At 43.6% G+C, this 15735-nt stretch carries 14 protein-coding genes and 1 tRNA gene; 13 read left to right on the top strand and 2 right to left on the bottom strand.

The window, feature by feature from the left end; genetic code table 11:
* Positions 1 to 74: 74 nt before the first annotated feature.
* The 4 genes from infC (at position 75) to LWP20_RS11220 (ending at position 3143) form a co-directional block, all read left to right on the top strand.
* Positions 75 to 599, top strand: coding sequence for a translation initiation factor IF-3 (infC, locus tag LWP20_RS11235; protein WP_242928235.1), 525 nt, complete (start codon positions 75 to 77; stop codon positions 597 to 599).
* Positions 600 to 622: 23 nt separating this feature from the next.
* Positions 623 to 817 carry a 50S ribosomal protein L35 gene (rpmI, locus tag LWP20_RS11230; RefSeq protein ID WP_242928234.1) on the top strand — a complete coding sequence of 65 codons (195 nt, stop codon included), beginning with the start codon at positions 623 to 625 and terminating at the stop codon, positions 815 to 817.
* Positions 818 to 908: 91 nt separating this feature from the next.
* Positions 909 to 1253 carry a 50S ribosomal protein L20 gene (rplT, locus tag LWP20_RS11225; protein WP_007656428.1) on the top strand — a complete coding sequence of 115 codons (345 nt, stop codon included), beginning with the start codon at positions 909 to 911 and terminating at the stop codon, positions 1251 to 1253.
* Between the two features lie 609 nt (positions 1254 to 1862).
* Complete coding sequence (locus tag LWP20_RS11220; RefSeq protein ID WP_242928233.1) at positions 1863 to 3143, top strand: alginate export family protein; 1281 nt, start codon at positions 1863 to 1865, stop codon at positions 3141 to 3143.
* 587 nt (positions 3144 to 3730) lie between these two features.
* On the opposite strand, the gene LWP20_RS11215 is transcribed toward LWP20_RS11220, so the two are convergent.
* Positions 3731 to 3804, bottom strand: a tRNA-Met gene (locus tag LWP20_RS11215).
* Positions 3805 to 3939: 135 nt separating this feature from the next.
* Here LWP20_RS11215 and LWP20_RS11210 point away from each other — a divergent pair.
* From LWP20_RS11210 to bshB1, 8 genes are all read left to right on the top strand, one after another.
* On the top strand, positions 3940 to 4344 hold the full coding sequence (locus tag LWP20_RS11210; protein ID WP_367615748.1) for an START-like domain-containing protein: 405 nt from the start codon (positions 3940 to 3942) through the stop codon (positions 4342 to 4344).
* Positions 4345 to 4448: 104 nt separating this feature from the next.
* Positions 4449 to 5861: an LptF/LptG family permease gene (locus LWP20_RS11205; RefSeq protein WP_242928232.1), complete on the top strand. Its 1413-nt coding sequence runs from the start codon at positions 4449 to 4451 to the stop codon at positions 5859 to 5861.
* Positions 5862 to 5977: 116 nt separating this feature from the next.
* Positions 5978 to 6253: a 30S ribosomal protein S15 gene (gene rpsO / locus LWP20_RS11200; RefSeq protein ID WP_242928231.1), complete on the top strand. Its 276-nt coding sequence runs from the start codon at positions 5978 to 5980 to the stop codon at positions 6251 to 6253.
* Between the two features lie 137 nt (positions 6254 to 6390).
* Entirely contained in the window at positions 6391 to 8532 is a 2142-nt protein-coding gene (gene pnp, locus LWP20_RS11195) for a polyribonucleotide nucleotidyltransferase (protein WP_242928462.1), read from the top strand.
* Between the two features lie 187 nt (positions 8533 to 8719).
* Positions 8720 to 9583, top strand: coding sequence for a sigma-70 family RNA polymerase sigma factor (locus tag LWP20_RS11190; RefSeq protein WP_007656436.1), 864 nt, complete (start codon positions 8720 to 8722; stop codon positions 9581 to 9583).
* Positions 9584 to 9736: 153 nt separating this feature from the next.
* Complete coding sequence (gene trxB / locus LWP20_RS11185; RefSeq protein ID WP_242928230.1) at positions 9737 to 10675, top strand: thioredoxin-disulfide reductase; 939 nt, start codon at positions 9737 to 9739, stop codon at positions 10673 to 10675.
* Positions 10676 to 10909: 234 nt separating this feature from the next.
* Entirely contained in the window at positions 10910 to 11860 is a 951-nt protein-coding gene (locus LWP20_RS11180) for a M23 family metallopeptidase (protein ID WP_242928229.1), read from the top strand.
* Between the two features lie 8 nt (positions 11861 to 11868).
* On the top strand, positions 11869 to 12588 hold the full coding sequence (gene bshB1 / locus LWP20_RS11175) for a bacillithiol biosynthesis deacetylase BshB1 (protein WP_242928228.1): 720 nt from the start codon (positions 11869 to 11871) through the stop codon (positions 12586 to 12588).
* 161 nt (positions 12589 to 12749) lie between these two features.
* Here the strand turns inward: bshB1 and accC are convergent, their stop codons facing one another.
* Positions 12750 to 14255 (bottom strand): acetyl-CoA carboxylase biotin carboxylase subunit, encoded by a 1506-nt coding sequence (gene accC / locus LWP20_RS11170; protein WP_242928227.1) that lies wholly within the window; start codon positions 14253 to 14255, stop codon positions 12750 to 12752.
* A gap of 215 nt (positions 14256 to 14470) precedes the next feature.
* Between accC and LWP20_RS11165 the strand changes: the two genes are divergently transcribed.
* Positions 14471 to 15709 (top strand): aminotransferase class I/II-fold pyridoxal phosphate-dependent enzyme, encoded by a 1239-nt coding sequence (locus LWP20_RS11165; RefSeq protein ID WP_242928226.1) that lies wholly within the window; start codon positions 14471 to 14473, stop codon positions 15707 to 15709.
* The last annotated feature ends 26 nt before the right edge of the window (positions 15710 to 15735 follow it).

Raw genomic sequence — 15735 nt, 5'->3', positions numbered from 1 at the left:
GCCTAATTGTGAAATTTAATTAAGGAGGTAAAACTATAGCTACGCCAAATAAGCGCTACATCCCACGAGGAAAGGTGGAAGAGCCGTACAAAGTCAATGATAAAATAACTGCCAGAGAGGTCAGGCTAGTTGGTGACAATGTAGAGCAAGGTGTCTATCCGGTTCGCGTGGCCCAACAAATGGCCAACGAACAAAACCTGGATCTGGTTGAGATTTCGCCTACTGCAGTTCCGCCTGTTTGCCGCATTATCGACTACTCAAAATTCAAGTATGAGCAGAAGAAAAAAACGCGCGAAATGAAGGCGAAAGCGCAGAAAGTGGTAATCAAAGAAATTCGTTTCGGTCCGAACACGGATGATCACGACTTCGAATTCAAGATGAAGCATGCAAAAGCTTTCCTGGAAAGTGGTTTCAAGATCAAGTCTTATGTACACTTTGTTGGTAGAACCATCGTGTTCAAAGAAAGAGGCGAGATTTTGTTGCTTAAGTTTGCTCAGGCACTGGAAGACGTAGCGAAGGTAGAACAACTGCCTAAGCTGGAAGGAAAGAGAATGTTCCTGATTCTTGCGCCAAAAGTTGCAGCTCCGGTTAAAAAGTAATTTGTTTAATTAATTATATACACATGCCAAAAGTAAAAACTAAATCTGGTGCAAAGAAGCGTTTTTCTTTGACAGGTACTGGCAAAATTAAGCGTAAGCACGCTTACAAAAGCCACATCCTGACCAAGAAGACGACTAAGCAGAAGCGTAATTTAACGCATGCAGGCCTTGTTAGCACAGCTGACACGGTAAGAGTGAAGCTTATGCTTCAAATCTAATTCTTCGGAATTAGTAAGGTTAATTTAGTACGAACCCGGTGCCTGGTTTTTTAAGCATGAAAATGTCACCAGCCGCCAAAACTTTAAAGAAATGCCTAGATCGGTAAACGTCGTAGCAGCACGACACAGAAGAAAAAAAATGATGAAAATGGCCAAAGGTTACTTTGGCCGTCGCAAGAATGTCTGGACAGTTGCGAAAAACGCAATTGAAAAAGGTTTGCTTTATGCATACCGTGACAGAAAAGCGAAAAAGAGAGACTTCAGAGCGTTGTGGATTCAGCGTATCAATGCAGGTGCACGTGAGCATGGCATGTCTTACTCGCAGTTAATGGGTGCCCTTAAAAAGGCTAATATCGACCTTAACCGCAAAGTACTTGCTGACCTGGCGATGAACCACCCGGAAGCTTTCAAAAGCATCGTTGATAAAGTAAAGTAATTTACTTTTGACCATAAGAGAAGGGCTTAGCACATGCTAAGCCCTTTTTGTTTTTATATAGCCTACCCAGCTCATTGTAGCTTGTTGTCAAAGTCATTAATCGGCTAGGCCCCTTTATTGATCATGTTTTATACTTAAGTTTATACTTTCCAAAGTTTAAACTTAATGTTCTGTGGGGGTTCCTGATCCCTATTACTTCAACATTAACAAAGATTTCTTCAGCAGCATTCGTATTGGACTCTGATGTCCGGAAAAGTAAATTGCCGCATTAACAGCAAGTCTAATATAGTTTCGGTTATACTGCAGCATAGTATAAATGCTGTGCTCCCTTCTAATAATTCTCTTCTATACTTATTCTGGATAGGAATTACTCTTGCAGTAGTTTTACTAATGAAAGTCATTCCCTTGCATGACACCCATCATACTTCAACCATGATCGTTTTCGGAGCTTAGCAACCTGTTAAGTGCACTTGTTTATTAAAACATTACTGGAATTGGCATTCAAAACGGCATTTGCAGATAAAAAGCTAATGGACTGTACTGTGTCTTGTTTACAGGCTATAGTTTGTGAAAAGAAAAGGATATGGAATAATTTTAACGTTCAGGATCATGAAAATTAAAGCTATTGGCCGATTAGTTACACTCGGGTCGCTTTTGGCATTGCCACTAAGTACAGCCTTTGCGCAGCTAACCCTAACGCCTCAAATCAGGCCGCGTGCCGAGTGGCGGAATGGGTATAAAAATTTACCTTCAGCCACTGCAAAGGCTGCTTTTTTTGTTTCGCAGCGCTCTCGCGTAACGCTGGATTATAAACAGGACAAGATAACTTCCAGGTTTAGTTTTCAGGATGTGCGTGTTTGGGGCGATGAAGAACAGGCAAAAGATGTAGCATCAGTTAGTGTGCATGAGGCTTGGGGCGAAATCATGTTCTCAGATGTATTTTCGATGAGACTGGGGCGACAGGAGCTTGCTTATAACGACGAGCGGCTGTTAGGTAGCGTAGACTGGGCACAGCAGGCGCGTAGCCATGATGCTGTAGTGCTTAAAGCCCGGTTTAACAACGACTGGAGCCTTGATGCTGGGGGAGCCTTTAACCAGGAAAAGGAACAGCTAAGCCAGACTGATTATACTTTAAACAACTATAAAGTGCTTGGTTTTGTGTGGGGCAAAAAAGTACTGCAAGAAAATTTCACTTTATCCGGCCTCTTTGTGAGCGATGGGTTTCAGGGTAAAGGCACCAATAAGGATATCCTGTTCAGATATACTTATGGCGCAGACCTGATGTATAAAAAGGGTGAGCTGCAGCTAAACGGAGCATTTTACCATCAATCTGGTACCGGTGTAAGTGATAAGGCAATTGGAGCATATATGGGAGTGGCGGAGGCACATTATACTCTGAACTCATTAAAAGCTACTATCGGCTTCAACCATCTTTCCGGATCAGGTGGAGAGAGAAGCAAGACCCGTACTTTTAACACGCTGTACGCTACCAACCATAAATACTATGGCTACATGGATTATTTCACCAATTTGCCTATGGATACCCGCAACGGTGGCTTGCACGATAATTACTTTAAGCTTCACTACAGCACCAACCCAAATTATAATGTAGCTTTAGACTATCATTATTTTGCCTTAGCCGCTAATGTGCCAGCTACTGAAACTTTAAGCGGTACTAAAAATAAATACCTGGGCTCTGAGCTAGATGCGGTTTTTAATTATAAATACTCAGAAGGAATAAACTTTTCGGTAGGTTATAGTACCCTTTTTGCTTCGGATTCTATGGAAGCGCTACGTGGTGGCGATGCTTCGCAGCATACCGATTGGGGATGGCTGATGGTTAACATACAACCGAAGATCTTACTGAAAGCATTTGATAAGGAGCAGTAAGAAACTCCCTGTTGAAGTATAAAAAAGAAGGCGCATGGAATATATATGATATGCGCCTTCTTTTTGTTTTCGGTAAACCCGGAGTTAAAATTGACTGAAGTGCTTTAATACAATCCACTTTAGCCTGGTTATGCTTCGTTATTACAATTGATTAAAGTATAATGAAAATGTCAGTTAATCTTTTTATCCATTTCAATGCATCAATTTTATGGAAGAAGAATTATACATCCGTTGTAACCAGTTCTTGGTAGGAGAGTTCAGGCACCGGCGTTCCCGCTTTAACACTTTTATAATATTACGGGGAGAAATGTGCTGCTATTTTGCTGGCTGAAGATCCGGAAAGAGTGGTTTTGCAAGTACAAAGTCTACTTCAGGTAAAGCGCTAAAATAGAGTTGCATAGAGCTGACTTATTGGTTTCAGCTTAAGATTAATGCCATCAATTCCTGTTACAAAACTTTATACTTTAAAGTATACTATACTAATGTATAAACTGTCTGATCGCGGTAATCCTGAAACTATAAATTCTGATTCAGACAGAAAACAAAAAAGGCTTGTCGGGATAAACCAACAAGCCTTTTGACTTTCGTAGCGGGGAGCAGAATCGAACTGCCGACCTCAGGGTTATGAATCCTGCGCTCTAACCATCTGAGCTACCCCGCCGAATTGTGATGCAAAAGTATGTAAAAGTTTTTATTCCGCACAACAGTTTGCCTCAAAAAAAAATATTTTATTTTTAAGATATATACTAAATCAAAAATTAGTGCTATACTTACTCAAACACTTACAATACCAATTATGATGCGAGCTACGAAGACGAAATTTGTTCGTGAATACCCTATCAATGCCTCGGCTAAACTCCTTTACCCTTACCTGAGCACAGCGAGTGGCTTATCGCAGTGGTTTTGTGATAACGTAACTATAAACGGTGATAAAGTATACAACTTTGTTTGGGATGGCACCAGCCATTTTGCAGAGATGACCGGCCACCGCACAAACCGCTCTGTCCGCTTTCTTTTCCTGGATGATAGAAAACAGCCGGTTTCAGACCCGTCTTATATAGATTTTTCTATCGAATCGAGCGAGCTCACGCAGGAGCAGTTCCTTAAAGTAACCGATTATACCGAGGAAGAGGATGTAGAGGAATTATCGGAGCTGTGGGAGCATTTGCTGCAAAATTTGCGCGAAATAGTAGGAGGGTAGCACGTCTTCTGCTTCAACTGCTTATCTTTGCACGATTTTTGGCAAGCCGTTGTTGTTGATTAAGCATTGTGGCGGCCAGTACGCTATCCGCCTTAAGGGCTCACATGAAGAAATTAGATAAGCTTATACTCAGGTCGTTTATCGGCCCCTTTATACTTACGTTTGCTGTAGTTGAGTTTATACTGCTAACGCAATATATGCTCAAGTACCTGGATGAACTGGTAGGAAAAGACCTTGGCGCTGAAGTTTTCGGCGAACTTCTTTTCTATTTCAGCCTGAACATGGCGCCCGTGGCGTTGCCCCTGGCGGTATTGCTTTCGTCTTTAATGACTTTTGGTACACTAGGCGAGCACCACGAACTCACCGCCATTAAAACTTCGGGTATTGCATTGCCTCGTATACTTCGCCCTATCTTTTTCCTGGTAGCGGGGTTGTCGGTAGGTGCATTTTTCTTTAATAACATTATAGTGCCAAAGGCAAACCTCAAAGCTTATAGTTTGCTATGGGATATCCGCCAGAAAAAGCCGACCATGAACTTTAAGGAAGGCGCTTTTTATAATGGCCTGCCGGGGTACAGCATTAAAATAAATGAGAAGTTGAATGATGGTGAAGCCCTACGCAACATCATGATCTACGACCACTCGAAAGGTGGTTCCAATACAACAGTTATACTTGCCGATTCTGGTAAGATGTATATGCAGAACAACGATAATTACATGGTATTGGAGTTGTTTGACGGCAGTACTTATGTAGATCAGGACGATGGCTCTATCCGAAACTCGACTGAGCAGTTTGTGAGGCAAAAGTTTAACGAAAGCAAAATTGTGTTCAGTCTGGCTTCTTTTAACCTCGATCGTACGCGCGAAGAGCTTTTCTCAGACAACAAGATGATGAAAAACATCAGTCAGTTGGATGTGGTAACAGATTCTTTGCGTACCTATGGCGAGCGCGAAAGGAAACTGTTTGCTCCTAACGTTGACCCGTTTTACATGTATTTCAAAGCCGACACCGGCGATATAAAAAATGGTATGCGGCTGGTGAAGAAAGAAGTTAAGAACGAATTGCCGCCTTTAACTTCTGAAGCTATGACTCTGGCAACCAATAAAGCCCGAAACATAAAGAGCTTTACATCAAGTTATGTGGAGCGTGTAAACAATACGGTGCGCGAGGCAAACAACTATGAAATTGAGATCTGGCGCAAGTATACCCAGTCTGCAGCTATACTCATCATGTTCCTGATCGGGGCACCGCTGGGGGCAATCATTAAAAAAGGAGGACTTGGGGTGCCGGTTCTTATCTCTATCATCTTCTTTATTACCATGTATGTGATGGCCATACTTGGTGAGAAGTGGGCGAGGGAAGGCCTGGTTTCTGTTGGAGCAGGTATGTGGGGAGCCAACATGATCCTGTTGCCAATAGGCTTGTTTTTCCTTTACCAGGCGCGTAACGATTCGAGCTTACTGGAAGTGGATTTCTGGCGAAAACTGATGACCCGCCTCAAACGAAATAAAATATAGTGCTTTTACTGTATAAGAGACAGTAAATAATTTTTTAATAAAGATAATTTTTTATAACTTTGCGGCTTATACAGCTATCCAGCCCAAGAAAAACAGTTTGATATTTTTTATACGCAATGAAATTAACTACTGAAGCGAAACAAGAAATTTTTGAAAAGTACAGCGTAAGCAAGTCTAAAACCGATACTGGTTCTGCTGAAGCTCAGATCGCACTTTTCACAACTCGCATCTCTGATCTTACAGAGCACCTTAAAATTCACAAGAAGGATTATGGCACTCGCCTTGGTCTTCTTAAGCTGGTAGGTAAAAGAAGAAGATTGCTTAACTACCTTACAAAAAATGATATAGAGCGATACAGAGCTATCATAGCTGAGCTAGGTATCAGAAAATAAGTTTATTAGTGTTAGGGAATTCTTACTGGGATTCCCTAATCTTTTTCTAAGTACCCTCCTTTCTTTCCTCTTTTGCCAGTACCCGACAGTTGCCGCAATGGGTGGCGCTGTTTTATTGATGCTAAAAATAATTGATGATGTCTTATACCGCGATAAACAAAACAATCCTTCTTCCGGATGGCCGGGAGATCACAATCGAAACTGGTAAACTAGCCAAGCAGGCTGACGGTTCGGTAGTAGTTAAAATGGGTAACACCATGTTGCTTGCTGCCGTTGTTTCAAACAAAGAAGCACGTGAGGGAGTTGATTTCCTTCCGCTTTCTGTAGACTATCAGGAGAAGTTCGCTTCGTCTGGTAAAATCCCTGGTGGTTTCCTGAGAAGAGAAGCCCGCCTTTCTGATTACGAAATTCTTGTGTCTCGCCTGGTAGACCGCATCCTGCGACCTATGTTCCCGGATGATTACCATGCAGAAACACAAATGACTATACATCTGATCTCTGCTGATACGGAGATCATGCCAGATGCACTGGCAGCACTTGCTGCTTCTGCTGCGCTGGCAGTTTCTGATATTCCTTTTAACGGCCCTATTTCTGAGGTTCGTGTTGCCCGTATCGATGGCCAGTTGGTGATCAATCCAAGCGTATCTGATCTGCAGCGTGCAGATATCGATATGATCGTGGGTGCTTCTATCGACAGTGTTGCCATGGTAGAAGGCGAAATGAACGAAGTTTCGGAAGAGGAAATGCTGGAAGCAATTGCTTTTGCACACGAGGCCATTAAAGTGCAGTGCCAGGCGCAGCTTGAGCTTGCTGAAATGGTTGGCAAACTGCAAAAACGTGAGTACTCGCACGAAACACATGACGATGAACTTCGCCAGAAAGTATACGATGCCACTTACCAGAAAGCATACGAGGTAGCTAAGAGAGGCAGCGCTTCAAAATCTGACCGCAAAGAAGGATTCAGTGCTGTGGCTAACGAGTTTATCGCATCTTTGGGCGAGGAGCATGGATATGACCTGGGCATGATCAAAACATACTTCCACGATGTGGAGAAGGAAGCTGTTCGTAACATGATCCTGAATGATCGTGTTCGCCTGGATGGCCGCCAGCTTGATCAGATCCGCCCGATCTGGTCTGAAGTAAATTACCTGCCTGCTACACATGGTTCTGCTGTGTTTACCCGTGGCGAAACGCAGTCTTTGACTACTGTAACGCTGGGTACAAAGCTGGATGAGCAGATGATTGACAGTGCTATGGTTTCAGGTACAAGCAAATTCCTGTTGCACTATAATTTCCCTGCATTCTCAACTGGTGAAGTGAAGCCAAACAGAGGCCCGGGCCGTCGCGAGATCGGTCATGGTAACCTGGCGCTTCGTGCACTAAAGAAGGTGCTTCCACCTGATGCAGAGAATCCATATACTATCCGTATCGTTTCAGATATCCTGGAATCTAACGGTTCATCTTCTATGGCTACGGTTTGTGCCGGTAGCTTAGCGCTGATGGATGCCGGTGTGCCTGTAAAAGATGCCGTTTCTGGTATCGCTATGGGTCTTATCACGGATGTAGCTACTGGTAAATTTGCCGTACTTTCTGACATCCTGGGCGATGAAGACCACTTAGGTGATATGGACTTTAAAGTTGCCGGTACTAAAAAAGGTATCACAGCTTGCCAGATGGATATTAAAGTACAAGGTTTATCGCATGAAGTTCTTAGCCAGGCATTAGGACAGGCTAAAAATGGTCGTCTGCATATCCTGAATGAGATGGCGAAAACTATCTCTGCTCCAAACCCTGATTACAAGCCGCATACTCCGCGTTCATTCAACATCGTGATCGATAAAGAATTTATTGGTGCGGTTATCGGACCAGGTGGTAAAGTAATTCAGCAGATCCAGAAAGATACTGGCGCTACGATCATCATCGAAGAGAAGAACGAAAAAGGCCATGTAAATATCTTTGCGAGCAACCAGGATTCTATGAACGAGGCTGTTAGAAAGATCAGAAACATCGTGGCTCAGCCTGAAATCGGCGAAGTATACGTAGGTAAAGTGAAGTCAATTCAGCCTTACGGTGCTTTTGTTGAGTTCATGCCTGGTAAAGATGGTTTACTGCACATCTCCGAAATTAAGCACGAGCGCCTGGAAACGATGGACGGTGTACTTGAGATTGGCGAAGAAGTGAAAGTGAAGCTAATCGATGTAGATAAAAAGACAGGTAAATTCAAACTGTCTCGTAAGGCTATACTTCCAAAACCGGAAGCTACGCAGCCAAACCAATAGTATGATTTTCAACTCCTGGTGCAGCCTCTGTAGTGGTCAGAGCGGCACCAGGAGTTTTTATTTTCAGTGCTATCGCTATTGCTCTTGATTTTATTTATAAGATGTAAGAACTTTGCGCGATTTTCTTATGTTACCACACCGAGCCGAAATAAAAATTTTTACATTCCTGAATTAATAAATTACTCTGATGAGACAACTCAAGATAAGCAAACAGATAACAAACCGCGAAAGCCAGTCGCTTGATAAATACCTGCAGGAGATTGGTAAAGTTGATTTGCTTACTCCGGATGAAGAGGTGTCGTTAGCACAGAGAATCAAAGAAGGAGATCAGTTTGCGCTTGAGAAATTGACGAAAGCCAACCTGCGCTTTGTGGTGTCGGTGGCTAAGCAATACCAGAATCAGGGCCTTTCGCTGGGTGACCTTATTAACGAAGGTAACCTGGGTTTGATCAAAGCGGCAAAGCGTTTTGATGAAACAAGAGGTTTTAAATTCATATCTTATGCCGTTTGGTGGATTCGCCAGTCTATTCTGCAGGCTTTGGCTGAGCAGTCTCGTATTGTGCGTTTGCCGCTTAACCGTGTAGGTTCACTCAACAAGATTTCCAAATCATTCTCAGAGCTTGAACAAAAGTTTGAGCGCGAGCCGTCTCCGGAAGAGATTGCCGAAGTTCTTGAACTAACCACTGCCGAAGTAGTTGATACCCTGAAAATCTCTGGCCGCCACGTGTCAGTAGATGCTCCGTTCGTGCAGGGCGAAGAAAACCGCCTGTTAGATGTGCTTGAAAACGAAGATGAAGAGTCGCCGGATACTGGTTTGATGAACGATTCGCTTCGCAAAGAAGTACAGCGTGCCCTTTCTACACTTACTAAACGTGAGGCCGATGTGATTACGTTATACTTTGGTCTGAATGGCGAACACTCACTTACACTTGAAGAGATAGGTGAGAAGTTTAACCTGACACGCGAGCGCGTAAGACAAATTAAAGAGAAGGCTATCAGAAGACTTCGCCATACATCCAGAAGCAAAGCATTAAAGCCATACTTAGGATAAGTAATTGTGCTGAATGAAGGAAGCCCCGGCCACAAACCGGGGCTTTTTTGTGTGTTTATACTTCAGCCTGAATGAATAAAGCCATAAATGAATGCAGGCAAAGGAGCAGAAATTTTGTATACTTGCAACCAAATTTGATCGCTCCCAACACGAATGGAAATAGAAAAAGTTAAATGCCTGATTATTGGCTCAGGTCCTGCTGGTTATACAGCCGCTATTTATGCATCTAGAGCGGGCCTTAGCCCGGTGCTTTACCAGGGTCTGCAGCCCGGTGGACAGCTTACCATTACGAACGATGTAGAAAATTATCCTGGTTATCCTGAGGGTATTAACGGCCCGCAGATGATGGAGGACTTTAAAAAGCAGGCAGAGCGTTTTGGCACTGATGTTCGCTATGGAATTGCAACAGCCGTTGATTTTTCTTCGCAGCCGCATAAAGTAACTATAGATGACCAAAAGGTAATTGAGGCACATACTGTAATTATTTCAACTGGAGCTTCAGCAAAGTGGCTTGGCCTGGAGTCAGAGGCCAGGTTAAATGGAAATGGTGTTTCGGCGTGTGCTGTTTGCGACGGTTTCTTTTACCGTGGGCAGGATGTTGTTATAGTTGGCGCCGGCGATACGGCTGCTGAAGAAGCTACTTACCTGGCTAACCTGTGCAAAAAAGTATACATGGTAGTGCGCCGCGACGAAATGCGTGCTTCCCTGATTATGCAGGAGCGTGTTAAGAAAACGCAAAACATTGAGATACTCTGGAATACAGTAACCGATGAAATATTAGGCAAGGATGTGGTAGAAGCTGTACGTGTTAAAAATATACTTACTGGCGAAACCCGTGAAATACCTGCCCAGGGTTTCTTTGTAGCCATAGGCCATCAGCCTAACTCGGCTATTTTTGCAGATTACCTGAACCTGGATGAAAACGGATATATCAGAACTATACCTGGTACATCTAAAACAAACATAGATGGTGTATTTGCCTGTGGCGATGTGCAGGACTTTACTTACCGCCAGGCTGTTACAGCTGCTGGTACAGGATGTATGGCCGCACTTGATGCGGAGCGTTACCTGGCTTCGCGCGATTTGCATTAATTTATAAAAAGTAGAACAAGCATATTGTACAGATTTTTTGGTTTCTGGCAGATGTAATTCTACAATAAAATGGTCAGGGCGCAGTTTATGTTTGCGAGAAGAGGTTTAGATGCTGCCCCACTGCCTAATTAAATTCCGATGTTAAAGTATAAAGCACCTTTATCAGTTGTACTTTTTTTGTTGTGTACCCTTTGGGGATGCAATGCCGTTTTTGCACAAGGAAAAGTAAAGGACTTGTTTAAGGTAAAATCACCTAAGATCCAGTACGTAAGGCCTGATACTACCATACTTATCAAGTATGAGGAGTTTGATGATGAAGGTTCGGACGCGGGTAAATCCATTTATTTCAATCCTAAGAAAGAGCTCTCTATTGTTAGTGAAGATACTTCAGAGCTAGACCTGGGAGAGCAACATATTGTGGAGGTATCGGAAGAAGTTCTAATAGATTCTTCCTGGATAAAAATTGCCAGTTACTATGCCATCTGGGATACGCGTAATATTAATCCTTACCGTATGGATGGCCGACAGCTGAAGGATACTGTAGATATCAAGCTATATGATCCGAAAGCTAACCGTAACTATAAAATGCCTTTGTATGAAACCCCGATAACCAGCCATTTCGGCCATCGCGGGTATCGTTGGCATTATGGTACCGATATAGACCTGAATACCGGCGATACAATTTATGCGGCTTTTGATGGCGTAGTCCGAATCAATAAATGGGATGGAAGTGGCTATGGAAACTACATTGTGCTGCGCCACTACAACGGTCTGGAAACATTATACGGCCACATGAGTAAGCCAATTGCTAAGTCTGGTCAGTTTGTAAAAGCCGGTGAAGTTATTGGTTTGGGTGGTAGTACCGGCCGTAGCTCCGGGCCGCACTTACACTATGAAGTACGCTACCAGGGCAATCCGATAGATCCGGAACATATTTATGATTTCCCGGATTACCTGCTGAAAGGTCAGAATTTCCAGATTACTTCCGCCTTGTTTAACTATTACAATAAGGCTAAGGGGAGTTCTTCTGCTGCACGCAAAACCATGTACCATCGTGTAAGAAGTGGTGATACTTTGTCGCGTATAGCAAAGAAGTATGGTGTATCAGCAAGCCAGGTTGCTCGTTTAAACGGAATCAGTACACGTACGACACTTAGAGTCGGAAGGTCGCTCCGCATAAAATAGATAGTAGTATGAAGTTAGATATACTTGCATTTGCTGCACACCCCGATGATGTGGAACTAGGTTGTGCCGGAACACTGATAGCGCACATAGCTGCCGGCAAAACGGTTGGTGTTGTAGACCTGACAAGGGGTGAACTGGGAACAAGAGGAACACCGGAAATGCGTGCTGCAGAAGCAGAGGATGCATCAAAGATCATGGGACTATTGGTAAGAGATAATCTTGATTTTGCAGATGGCTTCTTTCAGAATGATCGGGAGCACCAACTGAAGGTTGTGCAGAAGATCAGGCAATACCAACCGGAGATTGTGCTGATGAACGCTATTTATGACCGCCACCCTGATCATGGACGTGGCTCGCAGGTAGTATCAGAAGCTTGTTTCCTGGCTGGCCTTAAAATGATTGAAACCATAGGAGATAATGGTGAAGCACAGCAGGCCTGGCGCCCAAAAGCAGTATATCATTTTATACAAGACCGCTACATACAACCTGATATTGTAGTAGATGTAACGCCTTTCTGGGAAAAGAAAATGGAAACTATCCGGGCATTTAAATCTCAGTTCTACAACCCGGATGATACCTCTCCAAATACCTATATTTCCTCTCCTGATTTTCTGAATTTTATTGAAGCACGCGCGCAGGAATATGGTCATGCCATTGGGGTAAAGTATGGCGAAGGTTTTACCACAGAGCGCAGAATGGGAGTTCGTAGCTTATTCGACCTGATTTAAAAACTGAAAGTATAAAGTATAAAAAGAGCAGCATCCGGTGTGGATGCTGCTCTTTTTTTGATTAACAAGATTTATACTTTTAATCCATTTTGCTCTAAAGTATAAATCCCACGGCACTACCAGTACCGTGGGATTTATACATTCAGATTATGCTTAACGATTTACTTGAGCCGGTTTGTACGCCAGTTAGATGCTGTATGATTGCTTATAGTGCCAGCTGATTCCTGTGTTGCGTTTGGTTTGTTTTGCTGCAAAAGTATAGCTGTTAAAGCAGCCGCCACTTGTTCTGTTTCTTCATCCACCTGCAGCTTCAGCATATCCGGAGCAAAATAGCGCTCGATAAACTTTGTATCAAAATTACCTGAAAGGAATGCTTCGTGCGTTAAAACATACTTTCCGAATGGCAGAGTTGTCTCAATTCCTGTGATCTGGTACTCGTCAATGGCGCGCAGCATTTTGTCAATCGCTTCCTGGCGGTCTTTGCCAAACGTAACCAGCTTGGCTATCATAGGGTCGTAATAGATCGGAATATCCATGCCTTGCTCAAATCCATCATCCACGCGTACTCCTAAGCCTTGTGGGCGTTTGTAAGTTTCCAGTCTTCCGATATCAGGCAGGAAGTTGTTAGCAGGATCTTCGGCGTAAACGCGAAGCTCTAAAGCATGTCCGTTAATATGCAGCTGTTCTTGTCTGAAACTTAAGGCTTTTCCTTCTGCTATTAAAATCTGCTCTTTTACAAGGTCAAGGCCTGTTATTTGTTCTGTAACCGGGTGTTCTACCTGCAGGCGCGTATTCATTTCCAGGAAGTAGAAGTTCAGGTTTTCATCTACCAGAAACTCAACCGTGCCGGCACCTACATAATCGCAGGCCTTGGCTACGTTTACAGCGCAACGGCCCATTTCTTCGCGAAGGGCAGGAGTGAGCACTGAAGATGGCGCTTCTTCAATTACTTTCTGATGGCGTCGCTGAATAGAACACTCACGTTCAAACAAATGCACAATATTTCCGTGCGTATCGCCCAAAACCTGTATTTCAATGTGGCGTGGCGAGCCAATATACTTTTCAATGAAAACAGAGCCGTCGCCGAAGGCAGAAGTAGCCTCGCTTACAGCCAGTTTCATCTGTTCCTCAAACATATCGATGTGGTCTACTACACGCATGCCTTTACCGCCACCGCCTGCACTGGCTTTAATCAGTATCGGGAAGCCAACCTCGTGGGCAATAACTTTAGCAGCCTCTACATCAGTAATAGCTTCTTCGGTGCCCGGCACCATAGGTATGTTATACTTAGCAACAGCTGCTTTTGCTGCCAGTTTGCTTCCCATAAGCTCAATAGCTTCCGGAGAAGGACCTATAAAAATAAGGCCTGCCTCCTGTACCATTCGGGCAAATCCGGCGTTCTCAGACAAGAAACCATAACCCGGGTGAATAGCATCAACCTTTAGCTTCTTACACACATCAAGGATCACATCACCCCGCAGGTAAGACTCATTCGATTTAGGCCCGCCAACGCAGACTGCCTCATCAGCATAGCGCACATGCAGGGCATTACGGTCAGCCTCGCTGTAAATGGCCACTGTTTTGATGCCCATTTCTTTTGCAGAACGCATAACACGCAGCGCAATCTCTCCCCGGTTTGCTACCAGTATCTTGTTTATTTTTCTCATGCAGAAGCTAATGTATTATTTATACTTCAAAGAAAATGCTTTAAGGCGAGACTTAAAAATGAGCCGAGGAAAAAGGTGCTTCCTTTATATATAGAAATTGCTTATGAAGCATTAAAAATATAAATTTGCACCGCAGTATGCCTTTATTCGTTTAAATGTATTACTGAGCTTAATTAACGATCTGAAATTTTCCCGATAACCTAATTATTACACAAGTGGATTTATTTGAAAAGTTGTTAACCAACAGAGGCCCACTAGGCAGCCACTCTCATTATGCACATGGCTATTTCACTTTCCCTAAATTAGAAGGAGAAATTGCTCCTCGCATGAAATTCAGAGGGAAAGATGTACTTACCTGGAGCCTGAACAACTACCTTGGCTTGGCTAACCATCCTGAGGTGCGTAAAGCCGATGCAGATGCAGCAGCTGAATGGGGTATGGCAGCGCCAATGGGTGCCCGCATTATGTCTGGTAACACAAACCTGCACGAACAACTTGAGTCGGAACTGGCTGATTTCGTTCAGAAACCGGACGCCCTTTTGCTTAACTTCGGTTACCAGGGTGTGGTTTCTATCATTGATGCGCTGGTAGACCGCCATGATGTGATTGTGTATGATGCGGAGTCTCATGCGTGTATTATTGATGGTGTTCGTCTGCACCAGGGCAAGCGTTTTGTTTACGCCCACAACGATATGGATAGCCTGCGCAAGCAGCTTGAGCGTGCTACACGCTGGGCTGAGAACACCGGTGGCGCTATACTTGTAATTACTGAAGGTGTATTTGGTATGTCTGGTAACCTGGGCAAGCTGGATGAGGTAGTTGCGCTTAAAAAAGACTTTAACTTCCGTTTATTTGTTGATGATGCCCATGGTTTTGGTACAATGGGTAAAACAGGTGCCGGTACAGGCGAACACCTGGGTGTGCAGGATGGTATAGATGTATACTTCTCTACTTTTGCCAAATCTATGGCTAGCATTGGTGCTTTTGTGGCATCTAATGAGCAGGTAGTTGAGTACTTGCGCTACAACATGCGTTCTCAGATATTTGCAAAATCGCTGCCAATGCCGTTAACGGTTGGTGCACTTAAAAGACTTGAATTACTGCGTACCCAGCCAGAGCTGAAAGATAAGCTTTGGGAAGTGGTAAATGCTTTACAAACAGGTCTGCGCGAGAAAGGCTTTAACATTGGTACAACAGAATCACCGGTTACGCCTGTGTTCCTGAATGGCCAGATTCCGGATGCAACGCAATTAACGCTGGACCTGCGTGAGAACTATAGCATTTTCTGTTCTATCGTGGTTTACCCGGTTGTGCCTAAAGATGTGATCATGCTGCGCCTTATACCTACTGCTGCCCACACACTGGACGATGTGAAGGAGACAATAGAAGCGTTTGAGAAAATTGCACAGAAATTGGACAAAGGCTTGTACTCTAAGTCTACAGTTACTGCCTAATTCGCTTAAAAGGCATATATTAAATT

The sequence above is a fragment of the Pontibacter vulgaris genome, from assembly GCF_022758145.1.
GTDB lineage: Bacteria > Bacteroidota > Bacteroidia > Cytophagales > Hymenobacteraceae > Pontibacter > Pontibacter vulgaris.
This window is presented reverse-complemented; position numbering and strand designations above follow the sequence as displayed.